The organism is Promicromonospora sp. NPDC110617 (genome assembly GCF_055598465.1).
The window spans coordinates 442643-462989 of sequence record NZ_JBVKBM010000001.1; the positions used below are offsets into that span (position 1 = coordinate 442643).

Below are 20347 nucleotides of genomic sequence, written 5' to 3' on the forward strand. Positions count from 1 at the left end.
TGCCCCCCATGGGTACAGCACTGATCACGGGCGGGTCCGCCGGCCTGGGCCTCGAGTTCGCACGGCAGCTCGCGGGGAGCGGGCACGACCTGGTGCTGGTGGCGCGCGACGACCGGCGGCTGGCCGACGTCGCCGCCCAGCTCCGCGCCGCCACCGGCGTGGCCGTCGAGGTCCTGCCGGCCGACCTCTCGGTGCCCGACGACGTCGCGCGGGTCGCGCGGCGGCTCGCCGTCGTCGGCAGCCGGCCCGAGGACGGCGACCTGCGGCCCGTCGGGCTGCTCGTCAACAACGCCGGGTTCGCCACGAGCTCGCCGTTCGCGACGGGCCGGATCACCACCGAGCGCCGGGGCATCGACGTCATGGTCAAGGCCGTCGTCGAGCTCAGCCACGCCGCCGTCGGGCAGATGCTCGAACGGCGGCGCGGCGCGATCCTGAACGTCGGTTCCGTCGCCGCCCTCACCGCGGGCGGCTCCTACGCCGCCGCGAAGGCGTACGTGCGCACGTTCACCGAGTCGCTGGCCGCCGAGCTCCGCGGCACCGGCGTCACCGCGACACTGCTGTCCCCGGGGTTCACGCACACCGAGTTCCACGCGCGCGCGGGCATCGGTGAGTCCGCCGTCATCCCGGAGTGGGGCTGGCTGGAGGCCGAGGACGTGGTCCGGACGGCGCTCGCGGACGTGCGCCGCGGCGTCGTCCTCTCCACGCCCTCGGTGCGCTACAAGGTCGCCTCCGCGGCCCTGCGGATCATGCCGCGCTGGGCCGTGCGCGCGGTCGGCAGCTACCGCTGAGGCGGCCCGGCCCGCCGCCCGGCGCGCGCCTCCACCGTCAGAGCCAGCCGACCCGCTTGAAGATCCAGTAGAAGATCCCGCCCAGGCCGATCATCCCGAGGATCGCGAGCGGGTACCCGAAGGTCCAGTGCAGCTCGGGCATGTGCGTGAAGTTCATGCCGTAGATCGTGCCGATCAGCGTGGGCGCGAAGAGGATGGCCGCCCACGCGGAGATCTTCTTCATCTGCTCGTCCTGCTTGAGGCTGATCTCCGTCATGCGCCGCGACTCCTCGTTCTGCTCCTGCGTCACCAGCGTCGAGTGCACGTTGAGGGCGTTGGTCAGCAGCGACCGGAACGTGTCCGAGGTCTCCGAGTGCTTGATCGCGTGGTCGAGCACGTTGCGCAGGCTCCGCAGCAGCTCGACCCAGCGGTGGTCCTGCGCGTCGCCGTCGGGGTGCGGGCCGTCGTCCGGGTGCGCGGCGGCGGACTGCTCGTCCGCGTACTCCCGCTTGGCGTCGTAGAGGTCCTGGAGCATCTCGACCAGCGGGCCGGTGGCACGCTGCAGGCCGATCACCTCGCGGGTCGCCTCGTAGATCCGGAACGACACCTCCGGGTCGCGGGAGAAGAGCTGGTCCTCGATCTGGTCGATGTCGCCGCGCAGCCGCGTCACCACGGGCCGGTAGGTGTCCACGACCTCGTCCAGCAGCGCCGCCAGGATCGCGACCGGCCCCAGGCGCAGCAGGTCCGGGTCCTGCTCCAGCCGGCCGCGCATCGCGCCGAGGTCGGGCGTGACGGACCGCCGGACCGTGACGACGAAGTCCGGGCCCACCCACGCGTGCACCTCGCCGAACTCGACGCGGTCGACGTGCCCGTCACCGTCGTCGTCCACGCTGCGCGCGGGGTGCAGCACCACGAACAGCACGTCGTCGTAGTGCTCGACCTTGGGGCGCTGGTGCGCGTGGATCGCGTCCTCGACCGCTAGCGGGTGCAGGTCGAACTCCGCGGCGACGGCCTCGATCTCCTTCGGCGCCGGCCAGGCCAGGTCCACCCAGGCGATCCCGCCGCGCTCGCGGGTCGTCTCGCAGGTCTCCTCGATGCTGGCCGGGTTGGCCGTGCGCCTGCCGTCCACGTACACCGCGTTGTCCATGATGCTCACAGCAGAACCTTCCCAGAGTCGGACGGCAACCCGGGCCGCGGTCCGCATCCGGCATCCGGGGCCCGGCGGCGCGAGGCTGCGGTCGGGGCGCGCGACGTACCCTTGCACCGTGAACGCTGACTTCTCCCCGACCCCGCGCGAGCAGCTCGCCGAGCTCATCAAGGAGCTCGCCGTGGTGCACGGCAAGGTGACCCTGTCCTCCGGCAAGGAGGCCGACTACTACGTCGACCTGCGCCGTATCACGCTGCACCACCGGGCCGCCCCGCTCGTGGGGCACGTGCTCCTGGACCACCTCGAGGAGGTCGGGCTCGGGACGGCCGAGATCGACGCCGTCGGCGGCCTCACCCTGGGCGCCGACCCGATCGCGGACGCGCTGCTCCACGCGGCGGCCTCGCGCGGGCAGGATCTCGACGCGTTCGTGGTGCGCAAGGCGGCGAAGGCGCACGGCATGCAGCGCCAGATCGAGGGCCCGGACATCGCGGGCCGCAAGGTGGTCGTCGTCGAGGACACGACCACGACGGGCGGGTCGCCGATCGCGGCGATCGAGGCCGCCCGGGCCGCCGGCGCCGAGGTGCTGGGCGTGGCCACGATCGTCGACCGGGCCACCGGCGCGGGCGAGAAGATCGAGGCGCTCGGGGTGCCGTACCACTACCTCTACGGCCTCGAGGACCTCGGCCTCGCCTGAGGCCCTTTCTGGCGCGAACAGGCCGTCCCCATATCACTCCCTCGTGGAGACTTTTGCCTAGCCCTACTGTATCTTTAAGTTCATGGGGCCATTTGTCGCATTAGTCCTGCTCGTGGTCGGCGTCGTCGTCTTCACCATCGCTGCGGTGCGCGTCATGGGGCGCGGACGCGCGCAGGACGTCGAGCGGTGGGCCGAGGCGAACGGCTGGGAGTACGTCGGCACCGACCCGGTGCTCGCCCAGCGGTGGAGCGGACGGCCGTTCGGCGTCGGCCTGGACCGGACGGCGCGCGACGTGGTCCGCGGGAACGTCGACGGCTTCGACATGGTCTCGTTCACCTACACGTGGCGGTCCGGCACGGAGGGTGACACGCGCCGCCTCGGGCTGCGCCGCACGGCGCACGTGGTGGCGCTCGACGCGCTCCCGGGGGAGCCCGTGGTCGACCTGTCGCCCGAGGGCCTCCGCGAGAAGTGGCAGAAGCTCTTCGGTGCGCAGGACGTCCAGATCGACAACCCCGCGTTCGACGGCCAGTGGCTCGTGCGCACCTCCGACGAGTTCTTCGCGCGCCGCGCCCTGGACGCCCGCCTCGCGAACATCGTGATGCTGCCGGACTTCCACGGCTCCCGGCTGCGCATCGAGGGGCCGTCGGTGCTGCTGTGGCGCCCGGGCCGCACGGACGCGACGTCGCTGACCGAGCGGGCCAAGCGGGTCGCCGACGTCGCGCGCATCGTGCTGCCCATGGAGAAGGGCGGCCCGCGCTTCGAGTCGGGCGGGACGATCGACGGGTTCGGGATCCCCGGCCTGACCTGACGACTCCTGCCGGGTCGGGCCGGGCCCGGCCGGGTCATGCCTGGCTGGGTCAGACCAGATCGACGATGTCCGCGATCGAGTTCACCACGTGGCTCGGCCGGAACGGGTACTTCTCGACCTCCTCGATCGACGTCGACCCGGTGAGCACCAGGAACGTCTGCAGGCCGGCCTCCATGCCGCCCAGGATGTCGGTGTCCATGCGGTCGCCGACCATGGTGGTCGACTCCGAGTGAGCGCCGATCAGGTTGAGCGCGGACCGAAACAGTACCGGGTTGGGCTTGCCCACGTAGTAGGGCTGCCGGCCCGTCGCGGCCGTGATCATGGCGGCCACCGAGCCCGCGGCGGGCAGGAGCCCCTCCTGCGACGGTCCGGTGACGTCCGGGTTGGTGCAGATGAACCGGGCGCCGTCGACGATCAGGCGGATCGCCTTGGTGATCGCCTCGAACGAGTAGGTGCGGGTCTCGCCGAGCACCACGTAGTCGGGGTCCGACTCGGTGAGCGTGTAGCCCGCCTGGTGCAGCGCCGTCGTCAGGCCGGCCTCGCCGATGGCGTACGCGCTGCCGTTCGGGATCTGGTCCGCGACGAACTGTGCCGTGGCCAGCGCCGACGTCCAGATGTTCTCCTCCGGCACGTCGATCCCGCTGTACGAGAGCCGGGCACGCAGGTCGCGCGGCGTGAAGATCGAGTTGTTGGTCAGGACCAGGAACGGCAGCTCCTTGTCCCGCAGCGCCTTGATGAACTCGGGGCCGCCGGGCAGGGCCGTGCCCTCGTGCACCAGCACGCCGTCCATGTCCGTGAGCCAGGCTTCGGTGGTCCGCTCGATCATGGGCGCCAGCCTAGTGTCTCGGACACGAAAGGCCCGCGCCGCCGCCGGAGCCTGTTTGAAGGCGGGTCACCATCCCCGGTAGACGTCTCTGCGGTTCCCGATCTTGACCACTGTGACGGTCACCTGTGAGTCGCTGATCTCATAGATCACCCGGTGGTCGTTGACGGCGATCCGGTACTCGGCGTGCCCGGAGAGTTTGGTCGAACCCCATGGGCGAGGGTCGTCGGCGAGCTTGTCGATGGCTGCCCTGACCTTGTCGGCCGCGCGCTGGTCGTTCTTGCGAAGCTTGTCCAGGTCGCGTAGGGCCGAGTTCCGGTACGTGATGCTGTATCGCTTGCTCACGGACTCTCCCCGGGTATCGGGTCGCCGTCCGCCGTGTATCGCTTGCCGTCGTCGGGCTCGTGCTCCTTGACGCGCGTGAGCCATCCCTCCTCTGCGCGGAGTTCGAGCGTCTCGAAGATCTTCGCGTCGTCGTGGTCGATCAGGACGGCGACGACCTTGCCGTCACGCACGATCCCGATCCGTTGCGCGTCTGAGGCGACTCGATCGACGAGCGCGGCAGTGGCCTCTCCCAGCTCCCGCAGGTCCACCAGCTCAGGCACGTAGAGGTCGGTGGAGATATGTTTCGCCAGATCGTCACTCATGCCAACGAAGGTACATCGCTGGTGTGTCCGCGGCACATCACCCCGGCGCGGCAACGGTTGCAGCTCCGGGAGGGTTACGGAGAGCGAGCACTGCTACCTCTCCGTACCCCTCACCGAGCAGCAGCGCCTGCCCGGCGCGGTCCCCCTGGTTACGACCGCGGGTCGCGCTGCGCGCCCGTCAGGGCGGCGTCGTCCGACGGCGCGGCCGCCTCGGGGGCGGCCGCCGCGGCCGCCTTCTCCGCGCGCCTCGCCCGCCAGATCTCGACCATCATCGGGATCACCGAGACGAGCACGATGAGGACGAGCAGCGCCTCGATGTTCTCCTTGACGAACGTGAAGTTGCCGAGCACGAAGCCCAGCAGGGTCACGCCGACCGCCCACAGCAGCGCGCCGATCGCGTTGTACGTGACGAAGTGCCGGTACGACATCTTGCCGACGCCGGCCGCGACCGGGGCGTAGGTGCGCACGATCGGCACGAACCGCGCGACGATGATGGTGCGGCCGCCGTACTTGTCGAAGTAGGCGTTGGTCTGGTCGATGTAGGACCGCTTGAAGAGCTTCGAGTCCGGCTTGTCGAAGATCTTGGGGCCCGCCTTGCGGCCGATCAGGTAGCCGGTCTGGTCGCCGAGGAACGCGGCGGCGAACAGCATGAGGCAGAGCACCGCGATGTTGATCTGCAGCGTGCCCTGCGCCACGAGCGCACCCGCCGTGAACAGCAGCGAGTCGCCGGGCAGGATCGGGAACAGCAGCCCGGTCTCGATGAAGATGACGAGCGCGATGCCCACCAGCGCGGCGTCCCCGAACCGCTCGATGAGGTAGTTCGGGTCCATCCAGTCGATGCCCAGGAGCTGCGGCACGGGCGCTGTGTGGACAGAGGCGGCGGCCAGTCCGGACACGACTTCCGGGAGTGCGGTCGTCAGCATGCACCGAGCGTAGCGGGGCACAATGACCGGCATGACCAGCGAGCCTGCCGAGACCTCGCCCGGAGCGGAGCCGCAGGTCGGCGTCGGGCCCTGGCCCGGCATCCGGCCCGACGACCCCCGCTACGACCCCGAGCTGCTCGCCGAGGGCGACCGCCGCAACGTGGCCGACCAGTACCGCTACTGGACCGTGGAGGCGATCGTCGCGGACCTGGACACGCGCCGGCACCCGTTCCACGTGGCGATCGAGAACTGGGCGCACGACCTCAACATCGGCTCCGTGGTCCGCACGGCCAACGCGTTCAACGCGGCCGGCGTGCACATCGTGGGCCGACGCCGCTGGAACCGCCGCGGCGCGATGGTCACCGACCGCTACCTGCACGTGACCCACCACCCGGACGCCGCCGCGCTGGCCGAGTGGGCCGGCGGCCTCCCGATCGTCGGCATCGACAACGTGCCCGGCTCGGTGCCCATCGAGGGGCGCGCGCTGCCCCGCGAGTGCGTGCTGCTGTTCGGCCAGGAGTCGACGGGCCTGACGGCGGAGGCGCAGGCCGCGTGCGACGTCGTGCTGCACATCACCCAGTACGGCTCGACCCGCTCGATCAACGCGGGCGCGGCGGCGGCGATCGCCATGCACACCTGGATGGAACAGCACGCCTGAGGCGTGTCGGGCCGGTTCCGCCGACCGCTAGCCTCCTGCCTGCGTGGCCGTAGAGCCGCGGCGAGCGCAAGGAGAGCCGAATGGTCACGGAATATCCGGTCGGGCGGGCGAAGTGGGCCGGAAGCGCCCACGACGGTGGCAGCCGGGCGCAGAACGGCCCCAACTACACCTGGCCCTCCCGGTTCTCCGTATGGGGCTTGAGGGTGGTGCTGCTGCCGATCTTCGTGGGCATACCGTTCGTGTTCGCCCACTACCCCGTCGACAGGTGGTTCCTGCACACCGAGGGCCGGGTGGTCGACGGGTGGGTCGCCGCCGCTGTCACCGTCGCGTTGTGTTTCGTCATGCTGGTCGGCGACGGGAACTCCGTCCGGGCGGACGGCGTGCGCCTGTCGATCCGTTCCGGGGCGAAGCAGCACGACTACTCGTGGGGCGACGTGGCGACGGTCGGGCATGACGACACCGCTCTGGTCGTGACGGACCACCAGGGCGAGGCCGCGACGATCAAGCTCGTCGAGCGGCCCTGGCAGGCGAGGCTCGTCAGGCGCAAGAGCCCCATGGTCGAGCTCGCGGCGCGTCTGGAACGTATCCGCGTCCAGGTGCGCGCCCCCAGGAACCTCACCCCGCAGGTGCGGGTGGGCGCCGTCCGCCTGACCGTGCCCGAATGGGTGTTCGCGATCCTCGTTGCGCTCGGCTCCATTGCCGTCGCGATGCTGCGCACGCTTGGTCACTGACCGGTAATCCGTTGCCCGCCGCAAGCGGCTCGGACAGGATCGACGGGTGAACCGGCGACCCCTCACGCGTGACCGGAACTTCCTCGTCTTCTGGGGTACCCAGACGTTCTCGGTGCTGGGCGACTCGTTCTCGGTGATCGCGTTCCCGCTGCTCATGCTGGAGGCCACCGGCTCGCTGGTGCAGATGGGCCTGCTGACCGGCGTCATGGCCGCCGGGTCGCTCCTGATGGGGCTCGTCGGCGGGGCGATCGTCGACCGGTTCGACCGCCGCCGACTCCTCGTCGCGTGCGACGTGGCGCGCCTGCTCCTGTTCGCGGCCGTCCCCGTGGTCTGGGCGATCGAGCCGCAGGTGTGGCTGCTCTTCGCCGTCGCGGCCGTGGCGGCCGTGTTCGGGCAGCTCTTCCAGATCACGTACATCACGGCCGTGCCGACCATCGTGGGCCGGGACCGGGTCGCCGAGGCCAACAGCAAGCTCCAGGCCACGGCTTCGCTCGCCAGCATCGGCGGGCCGGCGCTCGCCGGGCTGGTCGCGGCGGCGGTCGGCGTCACGGCCGCCATCGCCATCGACGCGGCGACCTTCGGCATCTCGGCGCTCGGGCTCCTCGCCGTCCGGCTCTCGCGGGTGGCGCCCGCCGCGACCCCGGCGGACCGGCCGGGCCTCGGCCGGGACCTGCGGACCGGGTTCGTGACCGGTGCCCGGTTCCTGTGGAGCCATCCTGTGCTGCGGGTACTGACCGTCTTCCTGACGATCACCACGTTCTTCACCTACGGCATGACCGACGTGATCATCTACCAGGTGCGACACGGCCTGGGACAGGGTGAGGCCGTGGTCGGGTACGTGATGGCCGCGGCGGGCGTCGGCACGTGCGTGGCGGCGGCCCTGTCCGCCTGGCTGCGCCGGACGCTCGGGTTCGGCGCCCTGTGGCTCGGCGCCATGACGCTGTGCGGGGTGGCCGCGGCGGTCCTGGCCCTGAGCCAGGACGTGCTGGTCCTGGGCGCCGCCGTGCTCGGCTTCTGGTTCGGGCTGATGCTCGCGGCCGTCTCCTCGATGTCGCTGCGCCAGCTGGTCACGCCCGACGCGCTGCTCGGGCGCGTCACCGCGGCCTTCTGGACCATCCACTACAGCCTCGCGCCCCTGGGCGCCGCCGCGCTCACCGCCGCGGCGGACCGGTTCGGCGCCTCGGGTCCGCTGCTCGCCGTCGCGGTCGTCTACCTCGGTGTGGTCGGCGTCGGCTTCTTCACCCCGATCCGCAGCCGCAACCCCGAGGACCAGCCCGCCGACCAGGTGTCGGGCTGACCTCGTCCGGAGCACGCTCACGGCCCGTCCGGAGCACTTCGAAAGTCGGAAACCACAGTGTTTCGGCCGTTCGACTGTCGAACGACCGCACACGACTGCCTGTGGATCATGGCAAGATCGAAGGTGCATCCCCGGGCGGCCCTGGACACGCTCGCGACCGCCCATCTCATCATTCGTTTGGAGTTTCGCAGATGCCCATCGCAACCCCTGAGGTCTACGCCGAGATGATCGACCGGGCGAAGGCCGGCAAGTTCGCCTACCCCGCGGTCAACATCACCTCGTCGCAGACCGTTACTGCCGCACTTCAGGGCTTTGCCGAGGCGGAGTCGGACGGCATCATCCAGGTTTCCGTGGGCGGCGCCGAGTACGCGTCGGGCTCGACGGTGAAGGACCGGGTCTCGGGTTCCCTCGCGCTGGCGGCGTACGCCACCGAGGTCGCCAAGGGCTACGGCGTCAACATCGCCATCCACACGGACCACTGCACGGCCGACAAGCTCGACTCCTGGGTCAAGCCGCTGCTGGCCATCGAGGCGGAGCAGGTCAAGAACGGCGGCCTGCCGACGTTCCAGTCGCACATGTTCGACGGCTCCACCGTGCCGATCGAGGAGAACCTCGTGATCGCCGCCGAGCTGCTCGAGCTGTCGCAGGCCGCGCGCACGATCCTCGAGATCGAGATCGGCGTCGTGGGTGGCGAGGAGGACGGCCACACCGCCGAGATCAACGACAAGCTGTACACGACCCCCGAGGACGGCCTGGCCACGATCAAGGCCCTCGGCGCCGGCGAGAAGGGCCGCTACCTCACGGCCCTCACCTTCGGCAACGTGCACGGCGTGTACAAGCCGGGCGCCGTGAAGCTCCGCCCGGAGATCCTGCTCGACATCCAGAAGGCCGTCGGCGCCGAGATCGGCAAGGAGATGCCGTTCGACCTGGTGTTCCACGGTGGTTCGGGCTCGACGGCGGAGGAGATCGCCGCCGCCGTCGACAACGGCGTCATCAAGATGAACATCGACACCGACACCCAGTACGCGTTCTCGCGTCCGGTGGCCGACCACTTCTTCAAGAACTACGACGGCGTGCTCAAGGTGGACGGCGAGGTCGGCAACAAGAAGGCCTACGACCCGCGCGCCTGGGGCAAGACGGCGGAGGCCGGCATGGCCGCCCGCATCGTCGAGGCCTGCCAGCAGCTCCGCTCGGCCGGCCACAAGATGTGAGCATCCTGCTCGCTTGATCGGCAAAAGGTCAGGTGGTCGGCAGCTCGAGCTGCCGACCACCTGACCTTTTGCCGATCATTCAGTTCACTACGGCACCCAGGGGTACCCGCGTTCAGGACTGGGGCGGGCCGCCTACGTTGGCCGGGGCCGGGGTGGTGCCCGAGGGCGGGCCCGACGGGCCGTCGTCGTCGAGCTCGAAGCCCGGGTCCTCGTCCACGATGTCGAGGAGGTCGCCGATCCGCGTCACCTCCAGCAGGAAGCGAACCGTCGGCGGAGCCCGCAGCACGCGCACGCGGTGCGGGCTGCGGCTCGCGAGGCGGGCGAGGAACGCGACGCCCGACGAGTCCATGAAGGTCACGTGGTGCGCGTCGATCTCGACGGGAAGACGAGACTCCTCGGCCGCCGCCGTCGCCTCGTGCAGGTCGCCGCCGATGTCGGCGTCGATCTCTCCGGAGAGGACGATCCGTGCGCGCGAGCGGCCCACGATGACGTGGATGCTCGCAGGATCGCCGATCTCGGGGGTCTGATGTCCGGGGTCCTGGGGGCTCCCGCCCTGCGGACCGCGCGGCGGGTCATAGGTTCCGTCCTGCACGGTTCTCCTTCCGGGAGCGGTGGTCGTGACGCTGTATCGGTCCGATGATAGAGGTTGAGGTTCAGATCTCGGACTGTCCCAATCTACGGTTGAATGTCCTGCTGGAACAGCACCTCGAGCATGAGATACCGTAGGGAGGGCATTTTGACCGATTCATCCGGTCTGACACCGTCCTCTCCGCCGCCGCGCCATCCCGGTCTTTCCGTTTTCGGCCTCGGTCCGACCCAGGACGGAATGTCGAACGGCATCACCGGCGGAACATCCGGCGACACGCCGAGCGCAACCCCGAACGCATCATCGAACGCACGATCTGACGCACCCGTGAATGCGTCCTCGGACGACCCGGGGTACCGGAACGGGGGGAGCGGGCACGCCCACGGCCGTGGGGTGCCGCCGGCCGCCAGCGTGCCGCCGAGCATCCCGTCCGGCACGCCGGCGGGCGGCACCCACAGGGCGCCGGGTACCGACCCGCGCTCCCGGCTCTCGGGCACGGGCATCCCGCGCACCCTTCCGCCGTCGGTCGGCGACGTGGTGCTGCGCGCCGCCGTAACTGTCGGGCTCCCCGTGTTCCTGACCGGTCCCACCGAGGACGGCATGCCCATGCTCTGGGCCAACCAGGCGTTCGAGCGCTACGCCGGCGTGCGTTTCAGCGACTTCGCCGGGTACACCGTGCGCCGGCTCGGCGAGATGCTCGTCGAGCCGCAGGACCTGGAGCGGATGACCGAGCTGGTGAACGCGGGCCAGGAGGTGCACGCGACGGTGCGGTCGCACCTGCGGGGCGGCACGCACGGCTGGGCCCAGCTCACGCTCACCCCGGCACGGGCCGGGCACGACGACCGCATCACGCACTGGGTCGGGTTCAGCGTGGACGTCTCCGAGCACATGGAGCGGCACGCCGCCCAGCTCGCGAGCCTGGAGATCGAGCGGCAGCAGCGCGAGGACCTCGACCTCATCGCGCAGACCACCGAGATCCTGACCGACCTCGAGTACCCCTACGCCCTGCGCGACATCGCGGAGCTGCTCCAGTCGATGGTGCGCTGGGCGGGCTTCTACGTGAACGACGACGGCCTCAAGCACGCCGCCGGCGTCGACGTCGCCGCGCCGCCGAGCGGCCGGGGACGCCGGCACGCCCGGTACATCGAGGGCGACAACATCGCGGACAAGACGCAGCGCCGCCGGCCGCAGACCGACGCCCTCGGCGACTCCGTGACGACGGGCCCCATGCCGATCCTCGAGGTCGTGGACTCGGTCCAGGACGTGCTCGACGGCGTGCTGGACGGTCCCGTCACGCTGCACCTCGACATCCCGCACGCACCGCACTCGGCGTCGGGCTGGCTGCAGCGCGACCTGACGCTCCGGCTCGCGGACGAGCTGGGCAAGGCGCCGGACTCCGTGGTGGTGCACCCCGTCGCCGGCCGGCGGGACGTGCTCGGCCTCGTGGTCATCGTGCCGGACGAGGACGAGCCGGGCGACTACGTCGAGGCCGACGAGCCCGACACCCTGCGCACCGTGATCGAGGTCGTGGCGCGCCGCGCGGGCAGCGCCATCGACAACGCGCGGATGTACGCGCGCGAGCACCGCCTCGCCGAGACCCTCCAGCGCGCCATGCTCCCCGAGCAGGCCGACGTCGCGGGCCTCGACGTGTGGACCTACTACGCCCCGAACGCCGAGCACGCCCAGGTGGGCGGCGACTGGTACGACGTGCTGCAGATCTCGCCGGAGCTGGTCGGGCTGGTGATCGGCGACGTCGTCGGGCACGACGTCGAGGCCGCCGCGACCATGGGCCAGCTGCGCTCGGTGGTGCGCTCCTACGCGTTCGAGCTGTCCACGCCGAGCCGGGTGCTCGAACGCGTGGACCAGCTCGTGGCCGGCATGGGCATCCCGCGCTCGGCGAGCATGGTGTACGCCTCCCTGCAGCGCGAGGAGGAGCCGGACACCTGGACGGTCGGCTACTCGCGCGCGGGCCACCTGCCGCCGCTCCTGCTGCGCGCCGGCGAGGTGATCAAGCTGGACGACGGCGGCGGCGCGCTCGTCGGCTTCGGCTCCCGGGAACGGACCACGGGCGAGGCCAAGCTGCACCCCGGCGACACGCTCCTCTTCTACACCGACGGCCTCATCGAGCGCCGCGACCGGTCCCTGCGGCTGGGCCTGGAGGCCCTGCTGGAGACCGCGTCGGCGATCACGGCCCGCGACGCGGCGGGCGTGGGCGAGGAGCTGCTCTCGCGGCTGGCGGACGCGCCGGAGGACGACGTGGCGATCGTCGTCGTCCGGATCCCCGACCCGGCGGGCGACGCCGCGGAGACGGCCCTGTCGCCGCGCTGGCGGCGCTGGATGCTGCCGAGCGAGCCGTCCTCGATCGGCCGGGCCCGGCACGCCGTGCTGCGCACCTGCCAGGCGTGGGGCATCGAGGAGTCCGCGCAGGCCGAGCTGGTGGTCTCCGAGCTGGTGGCGAACGGCGTGCTGCACGGCTGGGGGCACATCGCGCTGCGCCTGTACGACACGGGTGACGGGCTGCGCATCGAGGTCGAGGACAACAACCCGGCGCCGCCGGTCGCGACCGACGGGCACCCGAACCGCCTGGGCGGGTTCGGCATGCAGATCGTCGACCGGCTGGCCGAGTGGGGCTGGCGTCCGTCGGGCTCGGGCAAGCTGGTCTGGGCCAAGCTGCGCCGTCAGCCGACACCGCCGAAGTAGCGGACCGGCGGGGGGGACCTTTGGTCATCCCGCCAAGGACTCCCGAGACGTTCGGGCACCGCGCGCCGCGTCGGCGAGACGCTTGGGAAACGTTTTACGCGGTCGACGCGTCGCGGTGGGATAACGGCGACGTGTCGTCGTCCCGCGACGTCATCACGGCGAACCCCGAGTCGGGGGCCGCCGGCTCGCACGAGTGCTCGTCGTCCACGCGGAAGAGCTCCATGGCCCCGCACACCTCGAGCACGAACAGGTCCCGCTCGTCGGCCCCGCGGATCACGGTGGCGCCGCCGCGCTTGCGGCCGGCGTCGGCCAGCGAGATCAGGAACGCGGCCCCGGTGGAGTCCATGAAGGTCACCCGGCACATGTCGATGACGAGCAGCTGTCGGCGCAGGCCGACCACGCGCGCTGCGATCTCCGGGAACTGGTCTCGTTCGGCGAGGTCGAGGTCGCCGGCGATCACGAGCGTCGTCGTCGTGGGAGACGTCGCGATCTCGATCATGTGTCGAGCGTAACGACTGTTGCTCGATCGCACCGGATGAAAGGCAAAATTCACCGTTGTGGTTGGCGTCAAGGGCAATCCTGTGCGACCTCTTTGTCCTGTGTTGTCCCTAGTGCGCGCCGGGTCGGCCCGAGGGGTCGCCGGGGTGTGACAATGCGAGCATGAGCTCCCACGAGAACCTGCTCCAGGGTCCTGCCCCCACCCTGCTGTCCGACGACCACCCGGCCGCGCGCGAGCAGCTGGCCGACGGCGGCGACCCGGTCGCGGTGGCGGCCCAGGCCCCGGCGTCGTCGCTCGTGTGGGCAGTCCTGGCCGAGCGTGCGCTGACGGCGGGCACCGCTGCGGGCGACGTGGAGGCGTACGCCTACGCGCGCACCGGCTACCACCGCGGGCTCGACGCGCTGCGCCGGTCGGGCTGGCGCGGGCAGGGCCCGATCCCGGCCGCCCACGTCCCCAACCAGGGTTTCCTCCGCGCGCTGCTGGCCCTCTCGGAGGCCGCGCACCGCATCGGTGAGGAGGCCGAGGCCGAGCGCTGCGCCACGTTCCTGGTGGACTCCGGCACCTCGGTGGACGAGGTTCGCGCCCTGGTGCCCACCACGAAGTAGACTCGGGCGCGGCCCGCGGGCGCCAACGGAGCGCACTCGGCGGGGCAACCCTAGGAATTCGAGAAGGTGGAGATCCATGCCAGGCGTCGTGCTCGTCGGGGCCCAGTGGGGCGATGAGGGCAAGGGAAAGGCGACGGACCTCCTGGGCTCCCGCGTCGACTACGTGGTCAAGTTCAACGGTGGTAACAACGCGGGGCACACGGTCGTCATCGACGACGAGAAGTACGCCCTGCACCTGCTGCCGTCGGGCATCCTGTCGCCCGGCGTGGTGCCGGTCATCGCCAACGGCGTGGTGGTCGACATCGAGGTCCTGTTCGAGGAGCTGGACGCGCTGATCGCGCGCGGCGTGGACGTGTCCCGCCTGCTCGTCTCGGGCAGCGCCCACATCATCGCCCCGTACCACCGCACCATCGACAAGGTGACGGAGCGGTTCCTCGGCAAGCGCCGGATCGGCACCACGGGCCGCGGGATCGGCCCGTCGTACGCCGACAAGATCAACCGCGTCGGCATCCGCATGTGGGACCTGTTCGACGAGAAGATCCTGCGCGCCAAGATCGAGGGCTCGCTGGACCAGAAGAACCACCTGCTCGTGAAGGTCTACAACCGGCGGGCCATCACGGTCGAGGAGACGCTCGACGAGCTGCTCCAGCACGCCGACCGCCTGCGGCCCATGGTCACGGACACCGCGGTCGAGCTGAACAAGGCGCTCGACGCGGGCAAGAACGTGCTGTTCGAGGCCGGCCAGGCGACGATGCTCGACATCGACCACGGCACCTACCCGTTCGTCACGTCGTCCAGCGCGACGGCGGGCGGCGCGGTCACCGGGTCCGGCGTCGGGCCCACCCGGATCGACTCCGTGATCGGCGTCATCAAGGCGTACACGACACGCGTCGGCGAGGGGCCGTTCCCCACGGAGCTGTTCGACGACAAGGGCGAGTTCCTCCGCAAGACGGGCGGCGAGTACGGCGTCACCACGGGCCGCGCGCGGCGCACCGGGTGGTACGACGCCGTGATCGCGCGCTACGCGACGCGCATCAACGGCCTCACCGACATCGTGCTCACCAAGCTCGACGTGCTCACCGGCATGGAGAAGGTCCCGGTCTGCGTGGCCTACGACGTCGACGGCGTCCGCTACGACGAGATGCCCACCGACCAGACGGCGTTCCACCACGCGAAGCCGATCTACGAGGAGCTCGACGGGTGGTGGGAGGACATCTCCCAGGCGCGGTCCTTCGACGACCTGCCGAAGAACGCCCAGGCCTACGTGAAGGCGCTCGAGGAGATGTCGGGCACCCGGATCTCCGCCATCGGCGTGGGGCCCAAGCGCGACGAGATCATCCCCGTCCACGACCTCATCCACCAGCGCTGAGAAGGACCTCTGCCACCGTGAAGATCCTCGTCATCGGGACAGGTGCCCGCGAGCACGCCATCGTCCACTCGCTCGACCGGGAGAACGTCTCCGGCACCGCCTCCCACGAGCTGCACGCCGCGCCGGGCAACCCGGGCATCGCCGGGGCTGCCACGCTGCACGAGGTCGACCCCCTCGACGGGGCCGCCGTGGCGGCCCTCGCCGAGCGGCTCGGCGCGGAGCTGGTCGTCGTCGGCCCCGAGGCGCCGTTGGTCGCGGGTGTCGCGGACGCCGTCCGCGCGGCCGGCATCCCGGTCTTCGGCCCGTCCGGCGAGGCGGCCCGGCTGGAGGGCTCCAAGTCGTTCGCCAAGGAGGTCATGGCCGCCGCCGGCGTGCCGACCGCGATGGCGCACGTGTGCACCGACGTCACCGAGCTGGAAGCCGCGCTCGACGCCTTCGGCGCCCCGTACGTGGTCAAGGACGACGGCCTCGCGGCCGGCAAGGGCGTGGTCGTCACCGACGACCGCGCGGCGGCGCTCGCCCACGGCACGGCCTGCCTGTCCCACGAGAACGGCCGGGTGGTGGTCGAGGAGTACCTCGACGGCCCCGAGGTCTCCTTGTTCTGCGTGTGCGACGGCACCACGGTGGTCCCCCTGGTCCCCGCGCAGGACTTCAAGCGCGTCGGGAACGACGACGAGGGCCCCAACACGGGCGGCATGGGCGCGTACACGCCGCTCGACTGGGCGCCGTCCGGCCTCGTGGACGAGGTGCTGAGCCGTGTCGCGCAGCCCACGGTCGACGAGATGGCCCGCCGCGGCACGCCGTTCTCCGGCGTGCTCTACGTCGGGCTCGCGCTCACCAGCCGCGGTACTCGCGTGGTCGAGTTCAACGCGCGCTTCGGCGACCCGGAGACCCAGTCCGTGCTGGCCCGGCTCGCGACACCGCTGTCCGAGGTGCTGCTCGCGGCGGCCCGCGGCGGGCTCGCGGACCTGGAGCCCCTCCGCTGGCGCCCCGAGGCGTCCGTCACCGTGGTCGTCGCGTCCGAGGGCTACCCGGCGTCGGCCCGGTCGGGCGACCCGATCACGGGCATCGAGGACGCACAGGCCCTCCCGGGCGTGCACGTCCTGCACGCCGGCACCGGGCTCTCCGAGACCGGCGAGCTGGTCAGCGCGGGCGGCCGTGTGCTGTCCGTGGTGGCGCTCGGCGCCGACCTGGCGGACGCCCGCCGTCGGGCCTACGAGGGCGTGGCGCGCATCGAGCTCAAGGGGTCGCACCACCGCACGGACATCGCGCTGAAGGCGGAGCGCGGCGAGGTCACCGTCCCGTAGGACGGCGCCCGTGCCGGACGGCGGCGCACCGGGCACCGCGCCTCACCGCGCCACGCCCCGCCGCTCCCGCGCCGGCATGCCGGTGACGTCGATCAGCACGCCGATCATCCGGGCGCGCACGCCGGCGTCGTCGGTCACGGTGGTGGCGCGGCAGCGCACCCACATCTCGCGGCCGTCCGCGGCGAGCAGGCGGTGCTCCAGGTCGAGCGGCTCCGCCGCGCCCGCGAGCTGCCGGGCGATCGCGATCTGCACGGTCCGCACGTCCTCGGGATGCACGCGCCCGGTCCACTCCTCGATGCCGGTGCACGCGGCGTCGTCGGGCAGGCCCACCAGCGCGCGCCAGGTGCGCGAGTAGAAGACCTGCCCGGTCGCGATGTCCCAGTCCCAGGTGCCCTCCAGGGCGACGTCCTGGACCAGCGCGTTGCGCTCCACCTCGGTGCGCAGGTCGAGCACGAGCGCCCGCTCCCGGTCCGCGGCCTCGGCGAGCGCGGCCCGCTGCCGCTGCAGCGACGTCAGCCGGTCCTCCCGGTCCAGCGCGACGGCGACCATGGCCGCCCAGTGGTCGTACTTGTCGCGCGAGCTCGTGGCGCGCGTGTCCACGCCGCCGCCGATCGCCAGCATGCCCCAGTCGCTCTGCCCGAACGTCACCGGCACCACGAACACGACCCCCTCGCCCGAGAGCGCGGGCGGTGGGAACGTGCCCACGGGCATGCGCCTGCCCACCAGCGCCGTCGCCTGGCGGGACGTGGCGGTGGTGCCCACGATCTCCAGGGTCCGCGCCGCGTCCACCGGACCGGACGGCGGGCCGGACGCCGCGGCCGACCCGGGCGCGCCCTCGCCGTCCGTCCACAGGGCGAGCGTGGCCGGGCTGCGGTGCCCCCTCGGGAGCCAGGTCAGCGCCCGGATGGCGCGCCCGTCGGCGTGCAGCAGGTCGAGGTCGAGCTCGTACTGGTCGGTGATCGTCCGTTCGAGCTGTCCCGACCGGGCCAGGAGGGTCTGGGTGCACCCGGCGCTGAGGGCGACCAGCACGTCGGTCGCGGTCCGGGTGACGGCGCGGGCGCGCGCGGCCCGGCTCGGGGCGCGGGCCGGCCCCGCCGGGCCGGCCGTCGTCCTGGCCGACGGCGCCGGCTCCCCGCCGGGGCCGGCCGCCACCTGGCCGGTGCGCACCTCCTCCCGGAACTCCTCCTCGACCGACCGCAGCGCGGGGATGAGCTGCTCCAGCGCCTCGGGGTGGGGACGCAGCACACGTGTGCTCTCGGCGAGGCTCGTGAGCGTCGCCTGCGTGGGTGGCTGGCCCAGCGCCGCCGCGCCGCGGAACAGCCGCTGCACGCCGCGCATCCACGAGTCCAGGTCGGCGCCCGGTCCGAGGCGCGCCTCGGCGCCGTCGAACGTCGCACGCGCCACCTCGCCGAACCGGCGCCACGCCGTCGAGCCCTCCTGCGAGGGCAGGCCCTCGAGGAGGGTGCCTGCCCGGGCGTCGAGGCAGCCGCAGGACTCGCGGGTCACCAGCGTGGAGCGCGACAGGTGCTGGCCCGCCACGCGTTCGCCGCGGATCCGGGCGAGGAGCAGGGAGACGGCCAGCTCGCCCACCTGGTCGTGGTGCGGGTCCACGGACGCGAGCCGGGGGCGTACGCGGGCGCCCGCCTCGGAGTGGTCGAAGCCGACGATCGCCTGGTCTCCGGGCAGGGACAGGCCCTGGGCCCGGAGCACGCGAGAGAACCCGATCGCGTTGCGGTCGGTGGCGGCGACGGTCGCCGTCGTCGGCAGGCCCGGGCCACCCACCACGGCCTGCGCCACGGTCGCCGCGCTCGCCTCCTGGTTGTCGGCCGTGCGGTAGAGCCACTCGGGCCGGGGCGTGATGCCGTGGGCGGCCAGCGTCGCGACGTACGCCGCATGCCGTTCGACGATGTCGGCCTGGCGCAGGCTGCCGAGGAACCCGATCTCCCGGTGCCCGTGCGCGATGAGGTGCTCCACCGCGGCCCGGGTGCCGCCCTCGTTGTCGGGCGTCACCACCGGGGCGTCGATGCTGGTGGTGCGCTCGCTGACCAGCACCACCGGCGTGCCGTCCGCCTCGATCCGCAGCAGCGTGGCCTCGTTGACGGCCGACGTGATGACGATGACGCCGTCGAGCTGGCCGAGGCTTACGGCAGCGGTGCCGGGCGGACGGTCCGGGAACTGCTCGCGCTCCAGGTCCGCCGGATAGGTCTGCACCGCGACCACGCGATGCCCCTCCGGGCGGACGGTGCGCGCGATCCCGGCGAGCACCCGTCCGAAGTAGTAGCCACCGACGACCGGGGACAGCACCCCGATCACATACCTGCGCTTTCCGTTAAGCATGCTTATACACCCGTCTTCGTTGACGCTGTGCAAAATTCACCCAAGGGTGCATGCTACGTGGTTATGGTCCCAACGTCGCGACCGAACCGTCCTGAACTGTCCGATTACTCGACCCCTGCGCGACGGCCGACCATCGTCGACGTCGCCCGGGCCGCCGGCGTCTCGACCGCCGTCGTGTCGTACACGCTCAACGGCCGCCGCGGGGTCTCCGCCGCGACCCGCGAGCGCGTGCTCCGCGCGGCGGACGAGCTCGGCTGGCGGCCCGCTACCGCGGCCCGCTCGCTGCGCAGCGGTCCGGCCGCCGCGGCCCTGGTCGTGGTGCACGACCAGCCGTTCGGCACCCGGGCCGCGTTCCCGCTCGACCTCGTGACCGGCGCGCTCCAGACCATCGGACCGGACACCCTCACGCTCGCCGTGCACGTGGCCGGCTCCACGGCCGAGGCCGCGCAGCTCATGGACCGCTGGTGGACCGAGCGGCGCTACGCCGCGTTCGTGGTCACGGGTGTCCGGGCGGACGACGAGCGCCTCGCCGCCCTGCGCTCCCTGCCCGCGCCGGCCGTCGTGGTGGGCACCGCTCCGGACGGCGCGCCCGCCACCTGGCAGCACGTGGTGCTCGACGACGGCGACGCGTTCGAGCAGGTGGGCGGCTTCCTGGCTGAGCTGGGGCACCGTCGGGTCGCGATGGTCGCGGGTTCGGAGCGCCTCGTCTCGCCCGCCCGCCGGGCCGCCGCCCTGGAGGTGGCGCTGGCCCGGCGCGGGATCGACCTGCGCACCGTCGCGGGCGACGGACCCGAGCGCGCGGCGGCGGCGCTGCGCCCGCTGCTCGCCACCGCGGAGCGCCCCACGGCGGTCGTGACCGACGACGACGCCACGGCCGGGCTCGTGCTCGACGTCGCCCGGCGGCTGGGTCTCGGCGTGCCGTGGGACCTGTCGGTGGTCGCCGGGACCGACTCGCCGGCGTGCTACCTCACCACGCCGTCGCTCACCGCCGTGCCCTACCCCGTGGAGGAGCTGGGCCGGGCCACCGGCCGGGCGCTGCGCACCGCGCTCGGCACCGGTCCGGGCCGCCGCGGCGCGGGGTCCGGGCCGGGTGCGGACCAGGTCGCGGGCGCGGAGCCGCCGTCGGGCACCGTGGCGGTGGGGCGGCTCGTGGTGCGCGGTTCGACGGCGCCGCCGCCCGGCGGCTAATCGTTTAAGACGGTTCTGCCGCAGCCAAACGGTAGGCAAAGTTGCGCCAT

Annotated in this window: 20 protein-coding genes; 12 read left to right on the forward strand and 8 right to left on the reverse strand. The window is 72.1% G+C overall.

Features of this window, described 5'->3' with window-relative positions; translation table 11 throughout:
* Positions 1–8: 8 nt before the first annotated feature.
* On the forward strand, positions 9–788 hold the full coding sequence (locus tag ACZ7LE_RS01885; protein WP_470401703.1) for an SDR family NAD(P)-dependent oxidoreductase: 780 nt from the start codon (positions 9–11) through the stop codon (positions 786–788).
* A gap of 37 nt (positions 789–825) precedes the next feature.
* Here the strand turns inward: ACZ7LE_RS01885 and ACZ7LE_RS01890 are convergent, their stop codons facing one another.
* Positions 826–1923, reverse strand: a complete 1098-nt coding sequence (locus tag ACZ7LE_RS01890; RefSeq protein ID WP_470401704.1) for a magnesium and cobalt transport protein CorA — start codon at positions 1921–1923, stop codon at positions 826–828.
* 109 nt (positions 1924–2032) lie between these two features.
* Here ACZ7LE_RS01890 and pyrE point away from each other — a divergent pair, with 109 nt between their 5' ends.
* Positions 2033–2608: an orotate phosphoribosyltransferase gene (gene pyrE, locus ACZ7LE_RS01895; RefSeq protein WP_182620223.1), complete on the forward strand. Its 576-nt coding sequence runs from the start codon at positions 2033–2035 to the stop codon at positions 2606–2608.
* Between the two features lie 82 nt (positions 2609–2690).
* The gene (locus ACZ7LE_RS01900; RefSeq protein ID WP_470401705.1) at positions 2691–3416 is read left to right on the forward strand and encodes a type III secretion system chaperone family protein; all 726 of its coding nucleotides are present in this window, start codon (positions 2691–2693) and stop codon (positions 3414–3416) included.
* Positions 3417–3465: 49 nt separating this feature from the next.
* Here ACZ7LE_RS01900 and ACZ7LE_RS01905 read toward each other — a convergent pair whose 3' ends face one another.
* From ACZ7LE_RS01905 to ACZ7LE_RS01920, 4 genes are all read right to left on the reverse strand, one after another.
* Complete coding sequence (locus ACZ7LE_RS01905) at positions 3466–4242, reverse strand: HAD-IIA family hydrolase (protein ID WP_285101866.1); 777 nt, start codon at positions 4240–4242, stop codon at positions 3466–3468.
* A gap of 66 nt (positions 4243–4308) precedes the next feature.
* Positions 4309–4584 (reverse strand): type II toxin-antitoxin system RelE family toxin, encoded by a 276-nt coding sequence (locus ACZ7LE_RS01910; protein ID WP_470401706.1) that lies wholly within the window; start codon positions 4582–4584, stop codon positions 4309–4311.
* Complete coding sequence (locus ACZ7LE_RS01915) at positions 4581–4886, reverse strand: hypothetical protein (RefSeq protein WP_470401707.1); 306 nt, start codon at positions 4884–4886, stop codon at positions 4581–4583. Before ACZ7LE_RS01915 ends, ACZ7LE_RS01910 begins: the two co-directional genes overlap by 4 nt.
* Before the next feature lie 149 nt (positions 4887–5035).
* Complete coding sequence (locus ACZ7LE_RS01920) at positions 5036–5809, reverse strand: VTT domain-containing protein (protein WP_470401708.1); 774 nt, start codon at positions 5807–5809, stop codon at positions 5036–5038.
* A 31-nt stretch (positions 5810–5840) separates the two neighbouring features.
* On the opposite strand from ACZ7LE_RS01920, the gene ACZ7LE_RS01925 reads away from it, so the two are divergent.
* The 4 genes from ACZ7LE_RS01925 (at position 5841) to fbaA (ending at position 9706) form a co-directional block, all read left to right on the forward strand.
* Positions 5841–6467, forward strand: a complete 627-nt coding sequence (locus ACZ7LE_RS01925) for a TrmH family RNA methyltransferase (protein ID WP_470401709.1) — start codon at positions 5841–5843, stop codon at positions 6465–6467.
* 80 nt (positions 6468–6547) lie between these two features.
* A complete protein-coding gene (locus ACZ7LE_RS01930) occupies positions 6548–7198 on the forward strand; it encodes a hypothetical protein (RefSeq protein ID WP_470401710.1) in 651 nt (216 codons plus the stop codon).
* A 46-nt stretch (positions 7199–7244) separates the two neighbouring features.
* The gene (locus tag ACZ7LE_RS01935; RefSeq protein ID WP_470401711.1) at positions 7245–8495 is read left to right on the forward strand and encodes an MFS transporter; all 1251 of its coding nucleotides are present in this window, start codon (positions 7245–7247) and stop codon (positions 8493–8495) included.
* Between the two features lie 191 nt (positions 8496–8686).
* Positions 8687–9706 carry a class II fructose-bisphosphate aldolase gene (gene fbaA, locus ACZ7LE_RS01940; protein ID WP_377230822.1) on the forward strand — a complete coding sequence of 340 codons (1020 nt, stop codon included), beginning with the start codon at positions 8687–8689 and terminating at the stop codon, positions 9704–9706.
* Between the two features lie 112 nt (positions 9707–9818).
* Here the strand turns inward: fbaA and ACZ7LE_RS01945 are convergent, their stop codons facing one another.
* Complete coding sequence (locus ACZ7LE_RS01945; RefSeq protein WP_397390825.1) at positions 9819–10298, reverse strand: STAS domain-containing protein; 480 nt, start codon at positions 10296–10298, stop codon at positions 9819–9821.
* Between the two features lie 387 nt (positions 10299–10685).
* Between ACZ7LE_RS01945 and ACZ7LE_RS01950 the strand changes: the two genes are divergently transcribed.
* Complete coding sequence (locus ACZ7LE_RS01950; protein ID WP_470401712.1) at positions 10686–12992, forward strand: ATP-binding SpoIIE family protein phosphatase; 2307 nt, start codon at positions 10686–10688, stop codon at positions 12990–12992.
* A 94-nt stretch (positions 12993–13086) separates the two neighbouring features.
* Here ACZ7LE_RS01950 and ACZ7LE_RS01955 read toward each other — a convergent pair whose 3' ends face one another.
* Positions 13087–13491 carry an STAS domain-containing protein gene (locus ACZ7LE_RS01955; protein ID WP_285101873.1) on the reverse strand — a complete coding sequence of 135 codons (405 nt, stop codon included), beginning with the start codon at positions 13489–13491 and terminating at the stop codon, positions 13087–13089.
* 161 nt (positions 13492–13652) lie between these two features.
* Here ACZ7LE_RS01955 and ACZ7LE_RS01960 point away from each other — a divergent pair, with 161 nt between their 5' ends.
* The 3 genes from ACZ7LE_RS01960 to purD all read left to right on the forward strand — a co-directional run bounded on the left by ACZ7LE_RS01960 (position 13653) and on the right by purD (position 16772).
* Positions 13653–14096 (forward strand): DUF3151 domain-containing protein, encoded by a 444-nt coding sequence (locus tag ACZ7LE_RS01960; RefSeq protein WP_470401713.1) that lies wholly within the window; start codon positions 13653–13655, stop codon positions 14094–14096.
* Between the two features lie 76 nt (positions 14097–14172).
* Complete coding sequence (locus tag ACZ7LE_RS01965; protein WP_470401714.1) at positions 14173–15465, forward strand: adenylosuccinate synthase; 1293 nt, start codon at positions 14173–14175, stop codon at positions 15463–15465.
* 17 nt (positions 15466–15482) lie between these two features.
* The gene (gene purD, locus ACZ7LE_RS01970) at positions 15483–16772 is read left to right on the forward strand and encodes a phosphoribosylamine--glycine ligase (protein ID WP_470401715.1); all 1290 of its coding nucleotides are present in this window, start codon (positions 15483–15485) and stop codon (positions 16770–16772) included.
* Positions 16773–16814: 42 nt separating this feature from the next.
* On the opposite strand, the gene ACZ7LE_RS01975 is transcribed toward purD, so the two are convergent.
* Positions 16815–19109, reverse strand: a complete 2295-nt coding sequence (locus ACZ7LE_RS01975) for a substrate-binding domain-containing protein (RefSeq protein WP_470401716.1) — start codon at positions 19107–19109, stop codon at positions 16815–16817.
* A 63-nt stretch (positions 19110–19172) separates the two neighbouring features.
* On the opposite strand from ACZ7LE_RS01975, the gene ACZ7LE_RS01980 reads away from it, so the two are divergent.
* On the forward strand, positions 19173–20297 hold the full coding sequence (locus ACZ7LE_RS01980) for a LacI family DNA-binding transcriptional regulator (protein ID WP_470403266.1): 1125 nt from the start codon (positions 19173–19175) through the stop codon (positions 20295–20297).
* Positions 20298–20347: the final 50 nt, after the last annotated feature.

What these genes read in the sequence shown, in the direction of transcription:
- ACZ7LE_RS01885 (WP_470401703.1), top strand. Translation starts at nt 9, where the DNA reads ATGGGTACAGCACTGATCACGGGCGGGTCCGCCGGCCTGGGCCTCGAG.
- ACZ7LE_RS01900 (WP_470401705.1), top strand. Translation starts at nt 2,691, where the DNA reads ATGGGGCCATTTGTCGCATTAGTCCTGCTCGTGGTCGGCGTCGTCGTC.
- ACZ7LE_RS01905 (WP_285101866.1), bottom strand. Translation starts at nt 4,242, where the DNA reads ATGATCGAGCGGACCACCGAAGCCTGGCTCACGGACATGGACGGCGTG.
- ACZ7LE_RS01915 (WP_470401707.1), bottom strand. Translation starts at nt 4,886, where the DNA reads ATGAGTGACGATCTGGCGAAACATATCTCCACCGACCTCTACGTGCCT.
- ACZ7LE_RS01920 (WP_470401708.1), bottom strand. Translation starts at nt 5,809, where the DNA reads ATGCTGACGACCGCACTCCCGGAAGTCGTGTCCGGACTGGCCGCCGCC.
- ACZ7LE_RS01925 (WP_470401709.1), top strand. Translation starts at nt 5,841, where the DNA reads ATGACCAGCGAGCCTGCCGAGACCTCGCCCGGAGCGGAGCCGCAGGTC.
- ACZ7LE_RS01930 (WP_470401710.1), top strand. Translation starts at nt 6,548, where the DNA reads ATGGTCACGGAATATCCGGTCGGGCGGGCGAAGTGGGCCGGAAGCGCC.
- fbaA (WP_377230822.1), top strand. Translation starts at nt 8,687, where the DNA reads ATGCCCATCGCAACCCCTGAGGTCTACGCCGAGATGATCGACCGGGCG.
- ACZ7LE_RS01955 (WP_285101873.1), bottom strand. Translation starts at nt 13,491, where the DNA reads ATGATCGAGATCGCGACGTCTCCCACGACGACGACGCTCGTGATCGCC.
- ACZ7LE_RS01960 (WP_470401713.1), top strand. Translation starts at nt 13,653, where the DNA reads ATGAGCTCCCACGAGAACCTGCTCCAGGGTCCTGCCCCCACCCTGCTG.
- ACZ7LE_RS01965 (WP_470401714.1), top strand. Translation starts at nt 14,173, where the DNA reads ATGCCAGGCGTCGTGCTCGTCGGGGCCCAGTGGGGCGATGAGGGCAAG.
- ACZ7LE_RS01975 (WP_470401716.1), bottom strand. Translation starts at nt 19,109, where the DNA reads ATGCTTAACGGAAAGCGCAGGTATGTGATCGGGGTGCTGTCCCCGGTC.
- ACZ7LE_RS01980 (WP_470403266.1), top strand. Translation starts at nt 19,173, where the DNA reads ATGGTCCCAACGTCGCGACCGAACCGTCCTGAACTGTCCGATTACTCG.